Origin of the sequence: Thermosporothrix hazakensis, from assembly GCF_003253565.1 — a bacterium.
Lineage (GTDB): Bacteria > Chloroflexota > Ktedonobacteria > Ktedonobacterales > Ktedonobacteraceae > Thermosporothrix > Thermosporothrix hazakensis.
In genome coordinates this window covers 45,097-61,972 of the sequence record NZ_QKUF01000022.1, presented here as the reverse complement: position 1 = coordinate 61,972, position 16,876 = coordinate 45,097, and the positions used below count along the sequence as shown (strand labels likewise).

Below are 16,876 nucleotides of genomic sequence, written 5' to 3'. Positions count from 1 at the left end.
TGTCAATCTTTTGCGATGAGCTCATGAGACTCATCGTTTATAGAAGCCGTCCGCTTTGTTGGATGGCTTTTTTTATTGCGTGTCAGCAGCTCTCCAAGCTGAATCCCCGGGCGTTCAACCAGGAAGAAGAGCAACAGCATACAGGGAATAATCAGGAAAAGGAGCCAGGCACCGTAGCTCAGGTAGATGAGGATGTTGGGCCAGTGGTGCACATGGCTTTGAATCAATGGTGTCAGTTGTTGCAATAGCAGCAGATGCCACATATACAGGCCATATGAGAGCAGACCAATCCAGCGCAACGGTTTCCACTCAAAGGGCCGTTTCAGCCAGGCAAAACCGAAGAGCAGGGCCAGAACGCAGATGCCATAGCCCAGACCGTAGCCCAATTCGGAAACGTAGGCGAAATTGTCATTGAGCGCTCTGAAAATGTTGAGATCTGTGGCGAGCTTCGGGTGCATATCGTACTTCCAGAGGAACATACTGAGGAGTACCAGTAGCCCGATCACAAAGAGCAAGGGGCTGAGCTTTTGCAAACGGCGCTCGGTGTTTTGCTTGTGTTGCTTGGGAAGCGCTTGCACATAGATGTAGAGCGAACTGACCCACATACCAACCGCAAAGTTCTCAAGGAATTTGCCGTGCAGGCCTGCTTTCTCGATCGTGCCATATGAGAGCACAAGATAGATATGGGTGATAATAGGCGGAATGGCCGGTAGATTCCAGACATGCCTTTCAAATTGAAGCCCGACAAAGCGTGAGAATACGCCCCAGCTTGTCAGCAACAGCAAGAAGAACGAGAGCAGAAAGAAGCGTGAACGCGGAGTGGAACGAGACATGATTGCTCGCACCAGCAGGCCGATCCCGAGCGCGATAAAGGGAAGCCAGAGGTAGAATTGCCACTCGACTGCCAATGTCCAGAATGGACCGTTGATCTCCTTGAAGGTGGTCTTGCCCGAATCCATAAACATAGTGACAAATGCCAGTACACGGGGGAGGTTCCTGGGCTGAAGGTAGGCAGGGTGAAAAAGGAGAATCATGAGCAGGAGCGAGAGATAATAGGCTGGCAAGATGCGCATAATGCGCTTTACATAGAATCTCCAGAAAGAGGGCCATTTCTGTTGCTCAAAAAGAATGGCTCTCGCGTAGGGAAGAAATAGCAGGAAGCCCGAAAGAATAAAAAAAAGATTGACGCCCGTATCTCCTGCGTTGAGGATCGCCCCGAAGAAGACCGGGAGCTTGTCCATGCGCAGGATCTTGATATCCTGTACAAAGATGAGCATCATATGATAAGCAATAACAAAAAGGCAGGCCAGGGCCCGCACCCCATCCAACACAGCAATCGTGTTTTTCTGTTTCTTGCCTTCCAGTATAAGATCTAGTTTTGCTCTTGTACGTTGCAAAAAAGATTCTCTATTTTGGCTTACGGCGACTGGAGTAATCAAGGTTTTAGTGACTCCTCACATTTTACAGCATTAGGTCCTACTTCACCTGACACTGTAACAAACAGGGCCGAGGATTTGCAAGAATGCGAAATAAGGGTAGGAATATATTGCGGTATATTAGATAAAAATAACCGCTTCCGTCAGGTAGAAAGCGGTCATTTCTCTTCTTGTTTCTTTTATTTGCTTTTCTCTTTTGTGCCCTTTATAGGATCAGGCCAGGAAATGGGCAAACCTTCCAATTGCATGATCTTCAGAGCGTTGGTTGTGGGACAGGGGCCCACGTGCAGCTTATAGTCAAAGGTCATTTTCCCGTCAACCACCTCTTCCCGGAAGTGATAATTGCTTACCTGCGGCAATTCCTCGCTGAGTGTCACAAGCTCAAGGTCGTGAGTGGTCAGCGCACCGACACACCGCTTCTGCGCCAGTGCATAGATATAGGCGTGGCTGCCAATAAGCCGCTCGCGGTTGTTTGTGCCTTTGAAAATCTCATCGATAAGGAAGAAGATCGGGTAACGTGGTTGTGCTTCCAGCCGCTGAAGGAGTCCGCGCAGACGATGAACTTCGGCATAGAAATAGGAGAAGCCATCAGCCATTGAGTCGGTGACACGAATGCAGGCATAGAGCTCAAAGAGTCGGGTCTGAAATGAGCGAGCAACCACCGGTGCTCCGGCATATGCCAGACAGAGGTTAACGCCGATAGTGCGCAGGAAGGTGCTTTTTCCCGCCATATTGGAGCCGGTCAGGAGCATGATGTCACCGATGCGGGCAAAGCTGGTCGTGTTGGTCACACGGACGGCGGGATCGATCAGCGGATGACCGAGCTCTGTTGCCTCTAGCAGTGGCCCCTCCGCTTCAGCGGGAAGAAGTCGGGGCATAGTGTATTCCGGGTTGAGATAGGCGAAATTCGCCAGTGAACAGAGCGCTTCGAGCTCATACCATGTATCGAGCCATTGCGGCAGGTGCTCGCTGAGGTCGGCCTTGAACTCCTGAAGCCTGCGCGCGATGAAGGCATCCCAGGGCAGGAACGCATTGAAGAAGAGACTGCCTATCTGATCCTGAGTGAACCCCGAGAGAGAGGCAATCAACTTGAGGTTTTTCATCAACCGTGAGGGACGAACAGTGCCACTGTAGCAGGGATGACATATTCCCTGGAGCTTCGACTGCGGCGCAAAAGAGGTGCGTTCGAGAAAACTGAAGATGATGCCTAATCGCCTGAGTGTTTCACTCATGTAGGCCGTTTCTTCATACAGACCTGCACGATCAGAGGTTGTCAGGATTGACCAACCAATACAAAGAAAAAAGGGAATGGCTGTTAGCATCAGGGAGATATGGGCAACGATATAGGCAATGATCGTTCCGAGAAAGAGCGCTGTGAGCAGGAGCGGAACAATCAGCTTATAGAGGGGTATAGGTTTCATGGTCCTGGTGACCCAGTTTTGTAGCCTCTCGCTTACAAGATATTCGTTGCCATAGCTGACCGCATACTGTGAATGCTCGGCTAGCGCGGCCCGAAAATTGATCATTGGGGTCAGTTCCCGCACAAGCTGCTGGCGTTGAAGGATCGTATCACGGTCAGGTTCACGTGTTAGAAGCCATGAGCGCAGGCGCTCGCTTCCACCCTGGGAGGCTGCGGTATTGAGCAGTTCATGCAGCGAGTAGTCGCCGCTGATATCCAGGTCATTTTCAAAGGGGTGATCGCTCTGCTCCGCTTTGGGGCCTGTTGAGGGGATATTCTCCCAGTTGAGTGCAAGGCGGGCAAGCTGCTGTTGATGGTATTCGAGACGGCGCTGATAGCGTGATACACTCTGTTGATAGGCTTTATGCAGCCGCCAGTTATAGACGAAATAGAGAATAGCGCCGATGATGACAAGTACGCCAAAAAAATGGTTCCAGGCCAGCGCCCCCGCACAGAGAAAGAAGCCCAGGAAAACCGTGGCGAGCTGTTGCATACCATAAAAACGTTGGCGGTCCAGGCGTCGATCTATACGCTCTTGTAGTCGCTCCAGATGCCGTTGCAAGGCAGCCTGACGCATGTGTTGGGATATCATTTTGCAAGTGTCCTGTCTTTTCAAATGAAAGCTTGATGGGGTTTCTACTTTTTAAGTAGTACGTACAATACGGTTTCGGGTTGTGAGGGCTGCTGTCTCGAAGAGACAAAAAAAAAGCGCCTTTTCGGCGCGCATACAAAATGCCAAGGGCCGGAATCGAACCGGCGACACCAGCATTTTCAGTGCTGTGCTCTACCGACTGAGCTACCTTGGCGCGAGAATTAATATAACACGACTCGCTCTGGCCGTCAAGCCTTTTTGGACCCAATTTTTGAGCTTGTGGCAAAAACAGTGAGAAATCTGGCATGCTGGCCGAGGACCAGGCAGGCGACAAGCATGACCTTGTCGCCTGAGATGCGATGTATACGAACTACAGTATGGCACGGAGATAACGCCCGGTGATACTTTTCGGGTTATCTGCGATCTGTTCCGGTGTCCCTTCGGCGACAAGGTAGCCCCCCTGTTCACCTCCGTCAGGCCCCATGTCGATGATCCAGTCTGCCGTTTTGAGGACATCAAGCTCATGCTCGATGACCAGAACGGTATTTCCAGCGTCGACCAGCCGGTGCAGCACATTCAGCAGGTGCTGGGTATCCGCAAAATGCAGGCCCGTGGTTGGCTCATCAAGAATGTACAGAGTTTTGCCTGTTGCCATTCTGCTCAGTTCTTTGGCCAGCTTGATACGTTGTGCCTCACCACCACTAAAGGTGGTTGCGCTCTGACCGAGCGTGATGTAATCCAGGCCGACATCACAGAGGGTTTGGAGCATGCGAGCCAGCTTTGGAGTATCGTTGAAGAACGCGAGGGCTTCGCCAATGTTCATATTGAGCACATCAGCAATGTTCTTGCCTTTATAGCGGATCGCCAGAATATCTTCTGTATAACGAGAGCCATTGCAATCTTTGCAGGTGACCCAGACATTGGGAAGAAAATGCATCTCGATAAAGATCTGTCCGTGCCCTTTGCAGTGCTCGCAGCGTCCTCCCTCAACGTTGAAGCTGAAGTGCTCGGCTGTATACCCTTTTGCTCTGGCTGCCTCTGTCTTTGCGAAGAGCTGACGAATGGTATCGAAGATCCCGACATAGGTTGCGGGATTCGAGCGAGGCGTTCGTCCGATCGGGTCCTGCGTGATATTGATAACCTTATTCAACTGCTCAACGCCTTCCAGGCTGCGATAGGGGCCGCACTGCTCTGGTGTCGTGTGGTGAATAGCCTGCATCAATGCGGGATAGAGTGTCCCATTAATCAGGCTACTCTTGCCGCTACCGCTTACCCCTGTGATACAGGTAAGGAGACCAAGCGGAAAGCTCACATCCACACCCTTGAGATTGTGCAGGGTGGCTCCTTTGATGCTCAGCCAGCCACGCTGTGGAGAACGACGTTGTTTGCCGCGTGGCGATTCCACTTTGCACTTGCCACTGAGATATTGTCCGGTGATCGAGCGTGGTGCTTCGGTAATCTGTGCAGGCGGTCCAGCGTAAACCAGCTCTCCCCCGCGAACTCCGGCTCCCGGTCCTATATCGATAATCCAATCAGCAGAGCGCATCGTGAGTTCATCGTGCTCGACAACCAGAACCGTATTACCCATATCGCGTAAGTCGATGAGTGTTTCCAGCAACGTATGCAGGTCACGAGCATGCAGGCCAATAGAGGGCTCGTCAAGCACGTAAAGGACGCCCACCAGGCCATCACCGAGCTGACTGGCAAGCCGGATACGTTGCCCTTCACCACCGGAAAGCGTGGGCGCGGCTCGATTGAGCGTCAGGTAATTCAGGCCCACCTTGAGCATGAAGCGTAAACGGCGCTGTGCTTCATGCAGCGCTTCTGCCGCGATACCCCAGGCTTCATTGTCCAGCGTTTCTTCAAGCTCGGTGAGCCAGGCATACACATGCTCGATTGCCATATTGCTGATTTCATGGATATTCTTACCTCCCAGGGTGACAGCCCGGGCCTCTGCCGTTAAGCAGGTTCCCTGACAGGTCTGACAGATCTGCTGGCTCATAAAGGTTGCATAGCGCTTGCGGCTGGTTTCCGACGTAGTATTGTGATAGAGTCTGTAGAGCTGCTGGACAAGGCCGGGAAGCTTAGCCTCTTTCTCGAAAGACCAGTGCCCATTACTGCCATCGTGCTCTATTTGCATCGGGATCTTATCTTCGGACCCATAGAGCAGGGCATCCCGGAAGTGTTGGGGAAGCTCCTGCCATGGCGTCTCAAGATCAATCTGGTAATAGGCTGCGATATCGTCCAGGTTACCAAGTGGCCAGAAGGTATGTGAGCGCTTACGCAGGCTGCCAAACCACTTGATTGCGCCATCGAGAATGGAGAGTGTTGGATCTATCAGCAGTTGGGGATCAACAAAAAGTCGGGTCCCCATGCCGTTGCAATCGCTGCACATGCCGCCTGGCTTATTGGGATTAAATTGATAGGATGCCAGTTCCGGGAAGGGTGTGCCGCAACGCGGGCAGATCCTCTGTTCACTGAAGATCAGCTTCTCTTCCTGCTCGGTTGCCAGTAAGAGCGAGCCATTCCCGGCTTTCAATGCTCGCTTAACAAGCGTGAACAGCTCTTCCTTCCAGTGCTGGTCCTGATTCGCCGGAAGCTCGATCCGGGTGATATATGTTTTCGGAATGAGTTGCCCGGGGTGCAGCAGGTCTGGCGTGTAGAGCTGTATGGATGTACCTGCCGGAAGTCTGCTGATCCGTGACACAATGTCTGCGGGGCTGTAGCGGTGAATCGCGGTTCCACAGTTCAGACAATGCGCGATCCCGATGCGCGAGTAGAGCAGGCGTAGATAATTAATTACTTCGGTGATCGTTCCAACCGTTGAGCGAGGGTTCTTACTAACGGTCTTCTGCTCGATAGCAATGGTGGGACTGAGTCCGCCTATGTAGTCGACGTGTGGCTTCTCAACTTGATCGAGAAAGCTCCGGATAAAAGGAGAGAGATTGTCCATATAGCGTCTCTCACCTTCCGCATAGATGGTATCAAAGGCAAGCGATGATTTTCCGCTTCCACTGACGCCCGTCATAACGACCAGCTTGTAGCGCGGAATACTGACATCGATATTCCGAAGATTATGCTGTCGGGCTCCTCGAACTACTATTTTATCTGCTTCCAGCGTTGCCTTTTGCTGGACGACTGGCTTCACGGTGCGCCGTGGCGTCTCCTGTTCAAGAAGCAAGGAAAGCAGGTTCTCACTCAATGATTGCGTCATGTGTTCTCCTTCTCTGCGGCCTGGGGAGGCCATATAATCTTCATCAAAAAGAAAAAGAGGAAAAGCGGGTGAATGCTTTACTGCGCACAGAAAAGAAATTTGCTGTCAGATGGAGCGATGAAAAAGGAAAGGGTTTCCAGATGGAAAAGGTCGCTTGCTCTTCAGTAGCTCCAATGCTACTATGAGCGTAGAGCATCTCTTTGGAATGAAGGTGATGTCCTTTCTGGACATAGAGAGAGAATCCCCTTTCTGTATTGGAGAGGTGGACCAAAGGAAGAGCGAGTCCACGGGAATGTTTGGCTGAAGGGCCGTGTTATCTTATAGTACAGAGCTCTTTTGTGTTTCCTGTTCTTGTTTCTATTGAAGAGTAGCATAGATCTCCTGACATCTTCTGTCATATAATCGGGGAGGGATGGTGAAGGGGAAAGGGAGACGTCAGCAACTCGCTTTTCGGCATTGCGCCTGGAATTCTCCACAGATGAAGCGTTTCTTCTATGAGCAGGCAGTATTCAGAATGTGTATTTTCTGCCGATATGTATAACAAAATAGGATTGCAGCTTGTTTTTAAGATAGTCACTGTAGTATACTCTTAAATGGATCATTATTGCTTATTTTGACTTTTCCTCCTGCTTGAGTGTGCGGGAGTAAAGATACATATATGAAAAGTGACGTTTATAGCCGTGGGCTACAGATATAGTGTTTTTTAGGAGGTTCTTGAACCCTTGACAACAGAAAAAGTTCGACTTATTCCCCTGGGAGGCCTGGGAGAAGTCGGCAAGAATATGATGGTCGTTGAATATGGCGACGACATCATTATCATCGACTCGGGGGTAATGTTCCCCGATGATGAAATGTTTGGTGTTGATCTCGTAATCCCGGATACAAGCTATCTCGCTGATAAAAAAGATCGTATTCGCGGTATCCTTATCACTCACGGTCATGAAGACCATGTCGGAGGCCTCCCTTACATTTTGCCGATGCTCGATTTTCCTCCTGTCTATGCGACACGCTTGACGCATGGATTGATCAGCGTAAAGTTGAAAGAGCACAGACTTCTGGATAAGGCTGTTATCAACGTGGTGTCTCCCGAAGATCATGTTGAACTGGGGCGGTGTACGGCGGAGTTCTTCCGGGTCAATCACAGTATTCCTGATGCAGTTGGCATTGTTATCCGAACGCCTCTGGGTGTCGTTATTCATACCGGTGACTATAAGTTCGACTATACACCGATTGATGGGAAGCCCGCTGATCTTGGCATGCTTGGCCGTCTGGGCAATGAAGGCGTCCTGGTGATGATGGGTGATAGCACGCGTGTTGAGTCTCCCGGCTACACTCCTTCGGAGCGCGTGATTAACGACTCTCTGGATAAGATCTTTGCCAATGCGCCAGGTCGCGTGATTGTGGCAACGTTCGCCTCACTGATCTCGCGTGTACAGCAGGTAATCGACACTGCTGTTCGCTATGATCGGCGGGTGGCTCTGGTTGGTCGAAGCATGCAGAATAACGTGCAGATGGCGATCGAGCTAGGGTATCTGGATGTGCCGCCAAGCACGCTGATTCGTCCTGAAGATATCAACAAGTTCGATCCAGAACAAATTGTTGTGATCTGTACGGGCAGCCAGGGTGAGCCGACATCGGCACTAACTCGCATTGCGAATAAAGACCATCGGCTTGTGCGCATTCAGCCGGGCGATACCGTCATTCTGTCGGCAACGCCTGTGCCGGGCAATGAGAAGATGGTTCATCGCACCATCAATAACCTGTTTCGCCTGGGGGCGGAGGTCTATTATCAGGGCCTTTCCCATGTGCATGTTTCAGGGCATGGCGCTCAGGAAGAACTGAAGCTGATGCTCAGCCTGCTACGGCCCCGGTACTTTGTGCCGATCCACGGTGAGTATCGCCAGTTGATCTTGCATGCCAAGCTAGCACATTCGCTAGGCATCCCTGATGACAATATCATGGTTGCCGAGGACGGCGATATCATCGAGATTTCCAGCGAGGGAATCAAGCATACTGGCCATACGGCAACAGGTAATGTCTATGTGGACGGATTGAGCGTCGGCGATGTGGGACAGATTGTGCTCCGCGACCGAAAGGTGCTCTCTCAGGATGGCATCCTGATGGCTGTGCTGACTGTCGATAAAGAAACCGGCCAGCCTATTGCCGGACCCGATATTGTGTCACGTGGCTTTGTCTATATGCGTGATGCTGAGGAACTGCTGGAGAGTGCGCGGGAGCGTGTTCTTGAGTCCTTTGTTGACTTGAATGGTCACGGCTCCGACTGGTCCTTTGTGAAAGATAAGATCAAGGATACTCTAAGCGAATTCCTGTATGAACGAACACGCCGCCGACCGATGATCCTACCGGTCGTGATGGAAGTGTAATCTCACTATTCTTGCTGACAAAAGTAGATCACAAAACACCAAACCAACTACCAGAAGCTTCCTTCTGGTAGTTTCTTTTTTTGTAGATCACAAAACCGGACCTTTTCCGCAGGCTCTCTCTATGTGCTGTAGATTAAAATGAAAAGAAAGGCGAAAGATGAAGTGTAGCAGCGAAAGGTGTGTTAATGAGTGAGGAAGAGAAGCAGCGAAACGATCTAGAACCAGTAGATGATGACCTGATGATCGTTGACTTAGATCCTCCCCCACCGCAAACGAAGGGGAAACAGCGAGTTGGAGACCTGCACTCTCCTCTGATGCATGCACTGGCCTGGGTCCGAAAGCCGCAGACGCGGGTTCCATTGCTTTCTGTCACACTGATTGTTGGTACTGTTCTGGTACTCCTGCTGAGTGGAACCTTGCCCGATCTGGCTGCGATACTTCCGGGAAAGGCTCCAGAAGCTCCCTCTCCTTCACCACAGAGCTGGCAGGATGAGATCAGTTGTGTCTATGACGCGGCCTGGTCCGCTGATAGTCGCTTGCTGGCTGTTATCGGGGTCTATGGTGGCTGTGAGACCTCGGAGGTCTCCTATGCCTATTTAAATGTCTATGACGTGGTTCAGCAGAAGCGCCTGCAACAATACACCCCCGAAGAGCTGATTATTCAACAGTATCGTGAGCAGTTCTCAGCGGGCTTTCATGGCACCATTGGCAACTATCTGGTTCGCTGGTCTCCCGAGCTCCATCAACTTGCCTGTTTGTTCCTCATCTGGCCTCCGATCGGCTCAGGGGAGAAGTTGCTTGAAGGAGTTCTGCTCCTGCATGAGGACGGTTCGTCATCGGCGTTCTTCCATCCATTGCCGCTGGCTGCAAAGAAACGGTGGGGCTCATGGGGCTATGGTGTCTGGGATCTTAAACAGAAGCGCTATCTTGAGAAGCCGCGAAAGATCCAGGAAAAGCAGGCATTCGGGTTTACGTTTCCTCCAGCTCCGGCCTATCGCTGGCTGCCAGATGGAAGCCTGCAACCCTTGATGCAGAATGCGATAGGTCTGGATCGCTCTGCTGCCTTTTCGTTCTGGCAGGAGGGCTCGGTTGCTCGCATTGAGGATAAGCAGAAGAAGGCAGTGTTTCTGGTCTGGATGGCGACGCCTGTGGTCTGGTCTCCTGATGGGCGTTATCTGACACGTGGCCTGATTCTGGGGGGAAGGATTGAGGTGCCTGGCATCACCTCAAATGATCAGGAGGCGTTACGCCGCAATGGTCTGGATGCAATCGAGGTAGTCCAGCCCCCAGACAGGGCGCTGATGCAGGCGCTGCGGGAAGCGGAGGCGCTTGAGCGGAAACAGGAGATGCAATATATCGTGTTGCTACGTCAGGTGGCGTGGAGCCCCGATCGGCAGATGATGGCTGCGTTAAACACCTTTTCCCGAAAGGTAACAGTGTTCAGGAGCAAGACGGGTGAGAGCGTGGCCAAGATGGATTTTCAGGCCGGTATCGACGATGAGAGCAGCCTGCTGCACTGGTCTCCTGATGGGCGCTTTCTTGTCTCGGCTGCGCAAAAGCTGCTGTTCTGGAATGTACAAAGCCGTTGAGTGCAACCGCTTCGATATGGTATGCTTAGATAAGAGATGTTTTTCCAATAGAGCTTTGAATGATCAACCTGTAAATCTGTACAATCTATTTAAAGGGAAGCTAGGGGAGCCCGGAGAGCCGGGCTGAGAGTGCAACCCGTCAATGTTGCTGACCCTGTATCGATGTACCTGATCTGGATCATACCAGCGGAGGGAACGCTTTCTTGTGCCTCTTTCGGTGAAGATGTATTGGCCGTTTCCTCGCTGTGAGGAGAACGGCTTTTTTGTTGGGCCTCCTCCTCAACCTCCTGAAAAAAAGAAAGGCCAACATGATGACAAGCGATACGCTCAAAATCGGTTCGCGTGCGTTTCGGTCACGCCTGATCCTGGGAACCGGCAAGTATCGGGATTTTGAAGAGATGAAGGCGAGCCTTGAGGCAAGCGGCACCGAGATCGTCACGGTTGCATTGCGGCGACTTGACCTCTCCAATCTCGGGCAACCGTCGTTGCTGGATTTCATTGATCCGGCACGATACACCATTCTACCCAATACAGCGGGCTGTAAAACAGTAGAGGAGGCGGTTCAGATAGCCCGGCTGGCGGCTGCGATGGGATTGCCACGCTGGATCAAGCTTGAGGTCATTCCAGATGCGCGCTACCTGCTCCCTGATCCTGTTGCCACGCTGGAAGCGACGCGCCTGTTGATCGAGGAAGGTTTTGAGGTGCTGCCCTATATCAACGCTGATCCCATCCTGGCGCAGCGGTTGCAGGATGTGGGGGCGGTAACAGTGATGCCGCTTGGCTCGCCGATCGGCTCAGGACAGGGACTCTTAAACCTGCCCCAGATTCAGATTATTATTGAGCAGGCACGAGTACCGGTGATTGTTGATGCGGGCATTGGTGCGCCTTCTGATGCGGCGCTGGCGATGGAGCTGGGCGCTGCTGCCTGCCTGATGAATACGGCGGTGGCACAGGCCGGAAAACCGCCACTGATGGCGCTGGCGATGAAGCAGGCGGTTGAGGCCGGGCGAGCCGCTTTTCTGGCGGGTCGAATTCCTCGAAGCGCGTATGCTCAGGCCAGTAGCCCGACAACCGGTGTCGTGTCGTATGAAAGCGCTACGAACAGGTAGGGAGACTCCTATGAGCCGGGATTCCAGAGAAGCTACCCGCAATCCTTTTCAGTTGTGCCTGGTAACCGATCCGACGCACGCGGAACTGGAACGCGTGGTGACAGAGGCCCTGGCTGCCGGGATTTCCATGCTGCAACTTCGAGGCCATACGCTTTCGGCAGCCTCGCTCTATGCGCTTGCGCGGCGCTTTCTGCCGCTCTGCAACCGTTATCAGACCGCCCTGATCGTCAATGACCGGCTTGATGTGGGCCTGGCTGCGGGGGCGCATGGCTTCCAGCTTGGCAGACGCTCTCTTCCTGTCGCGGTTGCCCGGTCACTGGTTGGTCCTGAGATGCTGCTTGGGGTCTCCGTTCACTCGTTGGAGGAGGCCAGGGAGGCTGTGGAAGCGGGCGCTGATTACCTGCTGGCCGGGACGCTCTTTCCCTCTCACTCACATCCGGGTGAAAGAACCGCAGGGATCGGGCTGATTCGGGCACTGCGACAGGCGTATCCGGCACTGCCGTTGATAGGCATAGGTGGCATTACCTCCGAGAACGCGGCGGAGGTCATAGAGGCGGGTGCAAATGGTGTTGCGGTGATCTCGGCTCTTTTTCAAGCTCCCTCTGTCTCAGTAGAGGTTGAGCGGCTCCGCAGAGCCAGTGATAGGAAAGGAGAAGCAGACGCATGACCGACGGACAGCAGCCTGCGAATGGGACGATTTCTATTCTCGCGAACGGACAGACGCGCACCGTGCGAGCGGGCTGCACTATTGCAGAGTTCTTACAGGAACTCTCGATTGCGCCGCGACTGGTGGTTGCGCAACTGGATGGGACCATCATTGCTCGTGAGCAGTTTGGGACCACACCTTTGTATGAGGGCTGTCGACTGGAACTGGTGACGATGGTGGGTGGCGGGTAAGCGCGAGACGAGCCGCTCTGTGCAGGGCGGCTCTTTTCTGTTCTACCTGTGAGAGGGCGGAAAGAGCGTGGATAGGAAGAACCAGGCGAAAGGGACAGGAGATGAGTGGCGCATTTTCGATGTGAAATATAATGGAAAGAGAAAAGATCTGAGGATACAAAAAGATGTAGCGAATTAGCGAATGGAGATATAGCAGGTGTTCCCTCCTCTTCTACGTAAGCTTGTCACCCTTATCTTTATGTTGCTCTGTCTTCTTCTTATTGCCGCAGCAGTCATGATTACTGATGTTCGGTCTTTTATCTGGCTCTGGCGCTAGAATGGCTGCTTTCGAGCCCGTCCTGTACTGCTCTGCTTGCATGAATCCGGTGTTCTAGCCCTTGCTTCCATGTTCCATCTGCGCTATCATAACTGTTGTCTCCCTCTGGTATTGAACGTAGGAGGAAAAACCTGAATGGCAGGTGGCAAAAAGAAAAAAGACGATGAGCGCCAAAAGGGGCTAGGGCCATCGCGTGTCAGTGGTGCTGCCGGAGCACTGGGCTCTCACAGATTGATGAAAGCGCGAGTCGAGCAGCGTTCCAGTATCTCCTCGACCTCGCGCCCGAGTGGTCGTAAACAGGCTGCACAGCAGCAAACACAACGGACAAAGTCAGCTTCACGTGCATCAACCGGAAAAAAGAAAGCAGCTTCCGCACGAACCGCGGTTCCTCCGGTTGCCGAGAAACAGGGTCCACAGGATACGCGGTTTATTGATTGGATACGGCAACAGTGGGAGACATTGGATTCGTATCAGCAGCAGCGCGTTTTCGGTGTTCTGCTTCTTATTCTCTCTTTGCTTCTGTTTGGATCTTTAACGATCTTCAGCACTTCTCCGGTCTTTAGTGCGATCAAAGCGTTCTTTATCGGCCTGCTGGGCTGGACTGCTTACCTCTTTGCGCTTGGCCTTATCGCATTTTCCACTATTCATCTGGTTGAAGGGGTGCGCAGAACGCGGCTGATGCGCTGGCCGATGGTGGTTGGCTCGATTGTGCTGTTGTTGATCTTGCTGGTAGAATCGCGCCTCTGGCTCGGACAGGGGAAAGCTGGCTCTCTGGCTGATGCGCTGGCGCTTCCGTTCCTCGGATGGGACGCGCTGATTGCCCATGTTATTCTTATAGGGGCTTTTCTGCTGGTTTTCATTTTCAGTTTCCGTATCACCTTCGGCCATGTGCTGTCTACCTATCGCTCGCTCCGTGGCCTTTTTGGTAGACATGCGGAAGAGAGCACCGGCCAGCAGAGCTCTCCATTTCTGGGGCAGCGGCCGCGTTTCAGTCGCTATATGCGCCAGCAAAGCGAGCCGGACGACATAGGGGATGAGGATGATGACTCTCAGGAGCCTCTGATCCTTTCGCACTCTGGCAAGCAGCTAGATCTTGCCGAGATGGAGGATCTGGCTGATGATGAGACTGTGGATCTGCATTCAGATATGCCTTTCGAGGAGGAGGATGAAGACCCGCTCAACGATATTAATTTACACAAGCAACATATCGGGAGCGTGCCGAAAGGGCCGATGCGGGTTCCTCCCTCGTTTGATCCTCATGACTATGCCGCATCTGTTGATAGCGTGAGTCAGCAGCCCCTGCCTTTTGAGCAAAAAGGGCGTAAAGCGCCGCCCCGGCGTAAGGTAAAGCTGGAAGCGCCACAGGCCATAGTTGCCGATGAGGATGGAACGCCGTCGAATCCACGCCTACAGACCCCGGCCAATCAACGTGGCTCAAGACGTGAACGGGCGGCGCAGACCCCGAGCATTGTTTCGCGCTGGCGGGTGCCGGATACCTCGTTGCTGAATAGTGCCGAGTCGGCCAAGCTCCAGATGTATAACGATAATACCGCAGAGCTGGCCCGCCTGATCCAGGAGACGCTGCGCAGCTTCCGGGTCGAGGCAGAGGTGCGCCCGGAAGATATCAGTATCGGGCCGACCGTGATTCGTTTTGGCATCCGTCCGACCGGTAAGCCCGCACTGATAAAGGATGATAAGACCGGGAAGATGATCCCCATGCGTGACGCCGCGGGCAATATCATCTATGAGACGCGCACGCGTGTGAGCCGCATTATGGCCTTGCAGAATGATCTCGCGCTGGTGCTGGAAGCCAAGTCCATTCGTATGGAAGCTCCGGTGCCGGGTCGCCCCTATGTCGGCGTGGAGATTCCAAACAAGAACAGTCGGCTGGTGACGCTGCGTGAGGTCCTGGAAAGTAGAGAGTACCAGGCGGCCAAAAATAAGTCAAAGCTGACGGTGGCGCTGGGAAAAGACGTTGCCGGACAGGTACGCTTTGGTGATCTGGCCCGTATGCCTCACCTGCTGATCGCGGGTGCGACGGGCGCAGGCAAAAGCGTGATGATCAATACGCTGATTGCCAGCCTGCTAACTCAGGGAACGCCCGACGATGTTCGGCTGCTGATGGTAGATCCCAAGATGGTAGAGCTGAGTCTGTATAGCGGTATTCCCCACCTGCTTTCTCCCGTCGTGACCGAGGTCGAGAAGGTTGTACCCCTGTTGCGCAACGCGATCAGTGAGATGGAGCGCCGCTATCGTCTGTTTTCACAACTGGGTGTGCGTAATCTCGATGGGTATCGCAAGATGCGGCTCCAGCGGCTGGCGAAGGGCGATACCTCGCTGAACAATTTACCTGCGATCGTGATTATCATTGATGAGCTGGCTGATCTGATGATGGCAGCCCCCGAGGAAGTAGAAAGCATGATCTGCCGTCTGGCGCAGTTGGCCCGTGCGACCGGCATTCATCTGGTGATCGCAACACAGCGCCCATCAGTTGATGTGATTACAGGTCTGATCAAGGCAAATATTCCAACGCGTATCTCCTTCATGGTCAGCTCTGCTGTTGACTCGCGTACCATTATTGATATGGGAGGCGCGGAACGCCTGCTCGGACGTGGCGATATGCTCTATCTTCCCGCCGATGCCGGGCGACCGGAGCGTATTCAGGCCTGTTTCCTGGCTGATGAAGAGGCTGAACGGCTGGTACAATTCTGGCGCGATCAGGCTGCTGAACTGGCGCATAGCGATGCGGTAAGCGATCCGGGCATCGCGAGTGCATTACAAGAGGTCGCGCCCGGTTGGGAGATTCAGGAGCAGCAGGAAAGTGGCTTTGAGCTGGAAGATGAGTTGCTTGATAAAGCGGAAGAGGTTGTCCGTGAGGAAGGCCGTGCCTCGATCTCGCTGTTACAGCGGCGGCTCCGCGTCGGTTATTCACGTGCAGCTCGGCTGATTGATTTGCTGGAACAGCATGGTGTAATCGGCCAGTTTGAGCCGGGAGGCCGCTCGCGTATGGTGTTTGATAGTCAGGGCGGTATCGTGGCAGATGATGCCGAGAGCGAGCAGTCCCTTTCTGATGCGGCTGAAGAGATCGCGTTTGAGGAGCAGGCTCGCAATGAATGGTTACGCCAGCAGGCAAAAGCGCAACGCCAGCGTCGCCCGCAGGAATAGCCCCTTGACAATATATACATACGTAGTGTATGTATAGAAGTGAGAGGAGAACGGCTATCATGCGTCGAACAAAGGAAGAGGCGGCTATCACAAGGGAACAACTGCTGAAGGCGGCGTTGCGCATCTTTTATGAGAAGGGATATAACGCGACAACGCTGGAAGATATTGCGCGTGCGGTTGGGAGCACACGCGGCGCTGTCTACTGGCATTTTGGGGGCAAGGCCGAACTGTTCAACGCGGTGATTCGAGAACAGTATCACCGGGCATGGGAGAAGCTACAGCCGCTCTATGTGCGCGATGATCGCCCTCTCCGTGTCTTGCGGCGGATTCTGATTGGTTGGATGCTCTATCCGGTGGAAGATGCTGATTTTCGGATTATGCAGAAGATGATGAACTGGCAGACCGCGCTACTGCCCGAGATGGTTGATGGAATGCAGGAAAAGAGAGAGGGACTTCAGCGCTCGCTGGAAGGGATGGCGGAGCTTCTCAGAATGGCAAAAGAGAACGGAGAAGCTCGCGCCGATCTGGACGTAGATGCGACCGCGTTTGCCGCGATGGGGCTCATTTATGGCATCACCGATCTCTGGATGTTGATGCCGGATCAGATGCCGCTTCAAACAAAGGCAGAGGAGATAGTTGATGGCTTTATTCGAGGAATCAGCCGCTAAGCTATCTCCTCTTTTTTTTGAGTAATTTACATACATGCTGAATGTAT

General features: G+C 53.1%; 10 protein-coding genes and 1 tRNA gene. 7 read left to right on the top strand and 4 right to left on the bottom strand.

Going from position 1 to position 16,876, the window contains the following annotated elements:
• Positions 1-2: 2 nt before the first annotated feature.
• From EI42_RS22945 to uvrA, 4 genes are all read right to left on the bottom strand, one after another.
• Positions 3-1,397, bottom strand: coding sequence for an acyltransferase family protein (locus EI42_RS22945; RefSeq protein ID WP_170142839.1), 1,395 nt, complete (start codon positions 1,395-1,397; stop codon positions 3-5).
• A 218-nt stretch (positions 1,398-1,615) separates the two neighbouring features.
• Positions 1,616-3,472, bottom strand: a complete 1,857-nt coding sequence (locus EI42_RS22940) for a MutS family DNA mismatch repair protein (protein WP_211326318.1) — start codon at positions 3,470-3,472, stop codon at positions 1,616-1,618.
• 156 nt (positions 3,473-3,628) lie between these two features.
• Positions 3,629-3,701 (bottom strand) — tRNA-Phe (locus EI42_RS22935).
• 156 nt (positions 3,702-3,857) lie between these two features.
• Complete coding sequence (uvrA, locus tag EI42_RS22930; RefSeq protein WP_428843957.1) at positions 3,858-6,605, bottom strand: excinuclease ABC subunit UvrA; 2,748 nt, start codon at positions 6,603-6,605, stop codon at positions 3,858-3,860.
• A gap of 818 nt (positions 6,606-7,423) precedes the next feature.
• Between uvrA and EI42_RS22925 the strand changes: the two genes are divergently transcribed.
• The 7 genes from EI42_RS22925 to EI42_RS22895 all read left to right on the top strand — a co-directional run bounded on the left by EI42_RS22925 (position 7,424) and on the right by EI42_RS22895 (position 16,829).
• Positions 7,424-9,085, top strand: a complete 1,662-nt coding sequence (locus EI42_RS22925) for a ribonuclease J (protein ID WP_111324977.1) — start codon at positions 7,424-7,426, stop codon at positions 9,083-9,085.
• A 185-nt stretch (positions 9,086-9,270) separates the two neighbouring features.
• Entirely contained in the window at positions 9,271-10,674 is a 1,404-nt protein-coding gene (locus EI42_RS22920) for a hypothetical protein (RefSeq protein WP_111324976.1), read from the top strand.
• A gap of 308 nt (positions 10,675-10,982) precedes the next feature.
• Positions 10,983-11,783 carry a thiazole synthase gene (locus EI42_RS22915; RefSeq protein WP_111325012.1) on the top strand — a complete coding sequence of 267 codons (801 nt, stop codon included), beginning with the start codon at positions 10,983-10,985 and terminating at the stop codon, positions 11,781-11,783.
• 10 nt (positions 11,784-11,793) lie between these two features.
• On the top strand, positions 11,794-12,450 hold the full coding sequence (gene thiE / locus EI42_RS22910) for a thiamine phosphate synthase (RefSeq protein ID WP_170142838.1): 657 nt from the start codon (positions 11,794-11,796) through the stop codon (positions 12,448-12,450).
• Entirely contained in the window at positions 12,447-12,680 is a 234-nt protein-coding gene (thiS, locus tag EI42_RS22905) for a sulfur carrier protein ThiS (RefSeq protein WP_111324974.1), read from the top strand. Before thiE ends, thiS begins: the two co-directional genes overlap by 4 nt.
• Before the next feature lie 451 nt (positions 12,681-13,131).
• On the top strand, positions 13,132-16,161 hold the full coding sequence (locus tag EI42_RS22900) for a DNA translocase FtsK (protein WP_111324973.1): 3,030 nt from the start codon (positions 13,132-13,134) through the stop codon (positions 16,159-16,161).
• Between the two features lie 59 nt (positions 16,162-16,220).
• Complete coding sequence (locus tag EI42_RS22895; protein ID WP_170142837.1) at positions 16,221-16,829, top strand: TetR family transcriptional regulator; 609 nt, start codon at positions 16,221-16,223, stop codon at positions 16,827-16,829.
• Positions 16,830-16,876: the final 47 nt, after the last annotated feature.

Bases quoted from the DNA above. Each gene is read 5' to 3' on its own strand.
- EI42_RS22900 (WP_111324973.1), top strand. From the start codon at position 13,132: ATGGCAGGTGGCAAAAAGAAAAAAGACGATGAGCGCCAAAAGGGGCTA.
- EI42_RS22915 (WP_111325012.1), top strand. From the start codon at position 10,983: ATGATGACAAGCGATACGCTCAAAATCGGTTCGCGTGCGTTTCGGTCA.
- thiS (WP_111324974.1), top strand. From the start codon at position 12,447: ATGACCGACGGACAGCAGCCTGCGAATGGGACGATTTCTATTCTCGCG.
- thiE (WP_170142838.1), top strand. From the start codon at position 11,794: ATGAGCCGGGATTCCAGAGAAGCTACCCGCAATCCTTTTCAGTTGTGC.
- EI42_RS22895 (WP_170142837.1), top strand. From the start codon at position 16,221: ATGCGTCGAACAAAGGAAGAGGCGGCTATCACAAGGGAACAACTGCTG.
- EI42_RS22940 (WP_211326318.1), bottom strand. From the start codon at position 3,472: ATGCGTCAGGCTGCCTTGCAACGGCATCTGGAGCGACTACAAGAGCGT.
- EI42_RS22920 (WP_111324976.1), top strand. From the start codon at position 9,271: ATGAGTGAGGAAGAGAAGCAGCGAAACGATCTAGAACCAGTAGATGAT.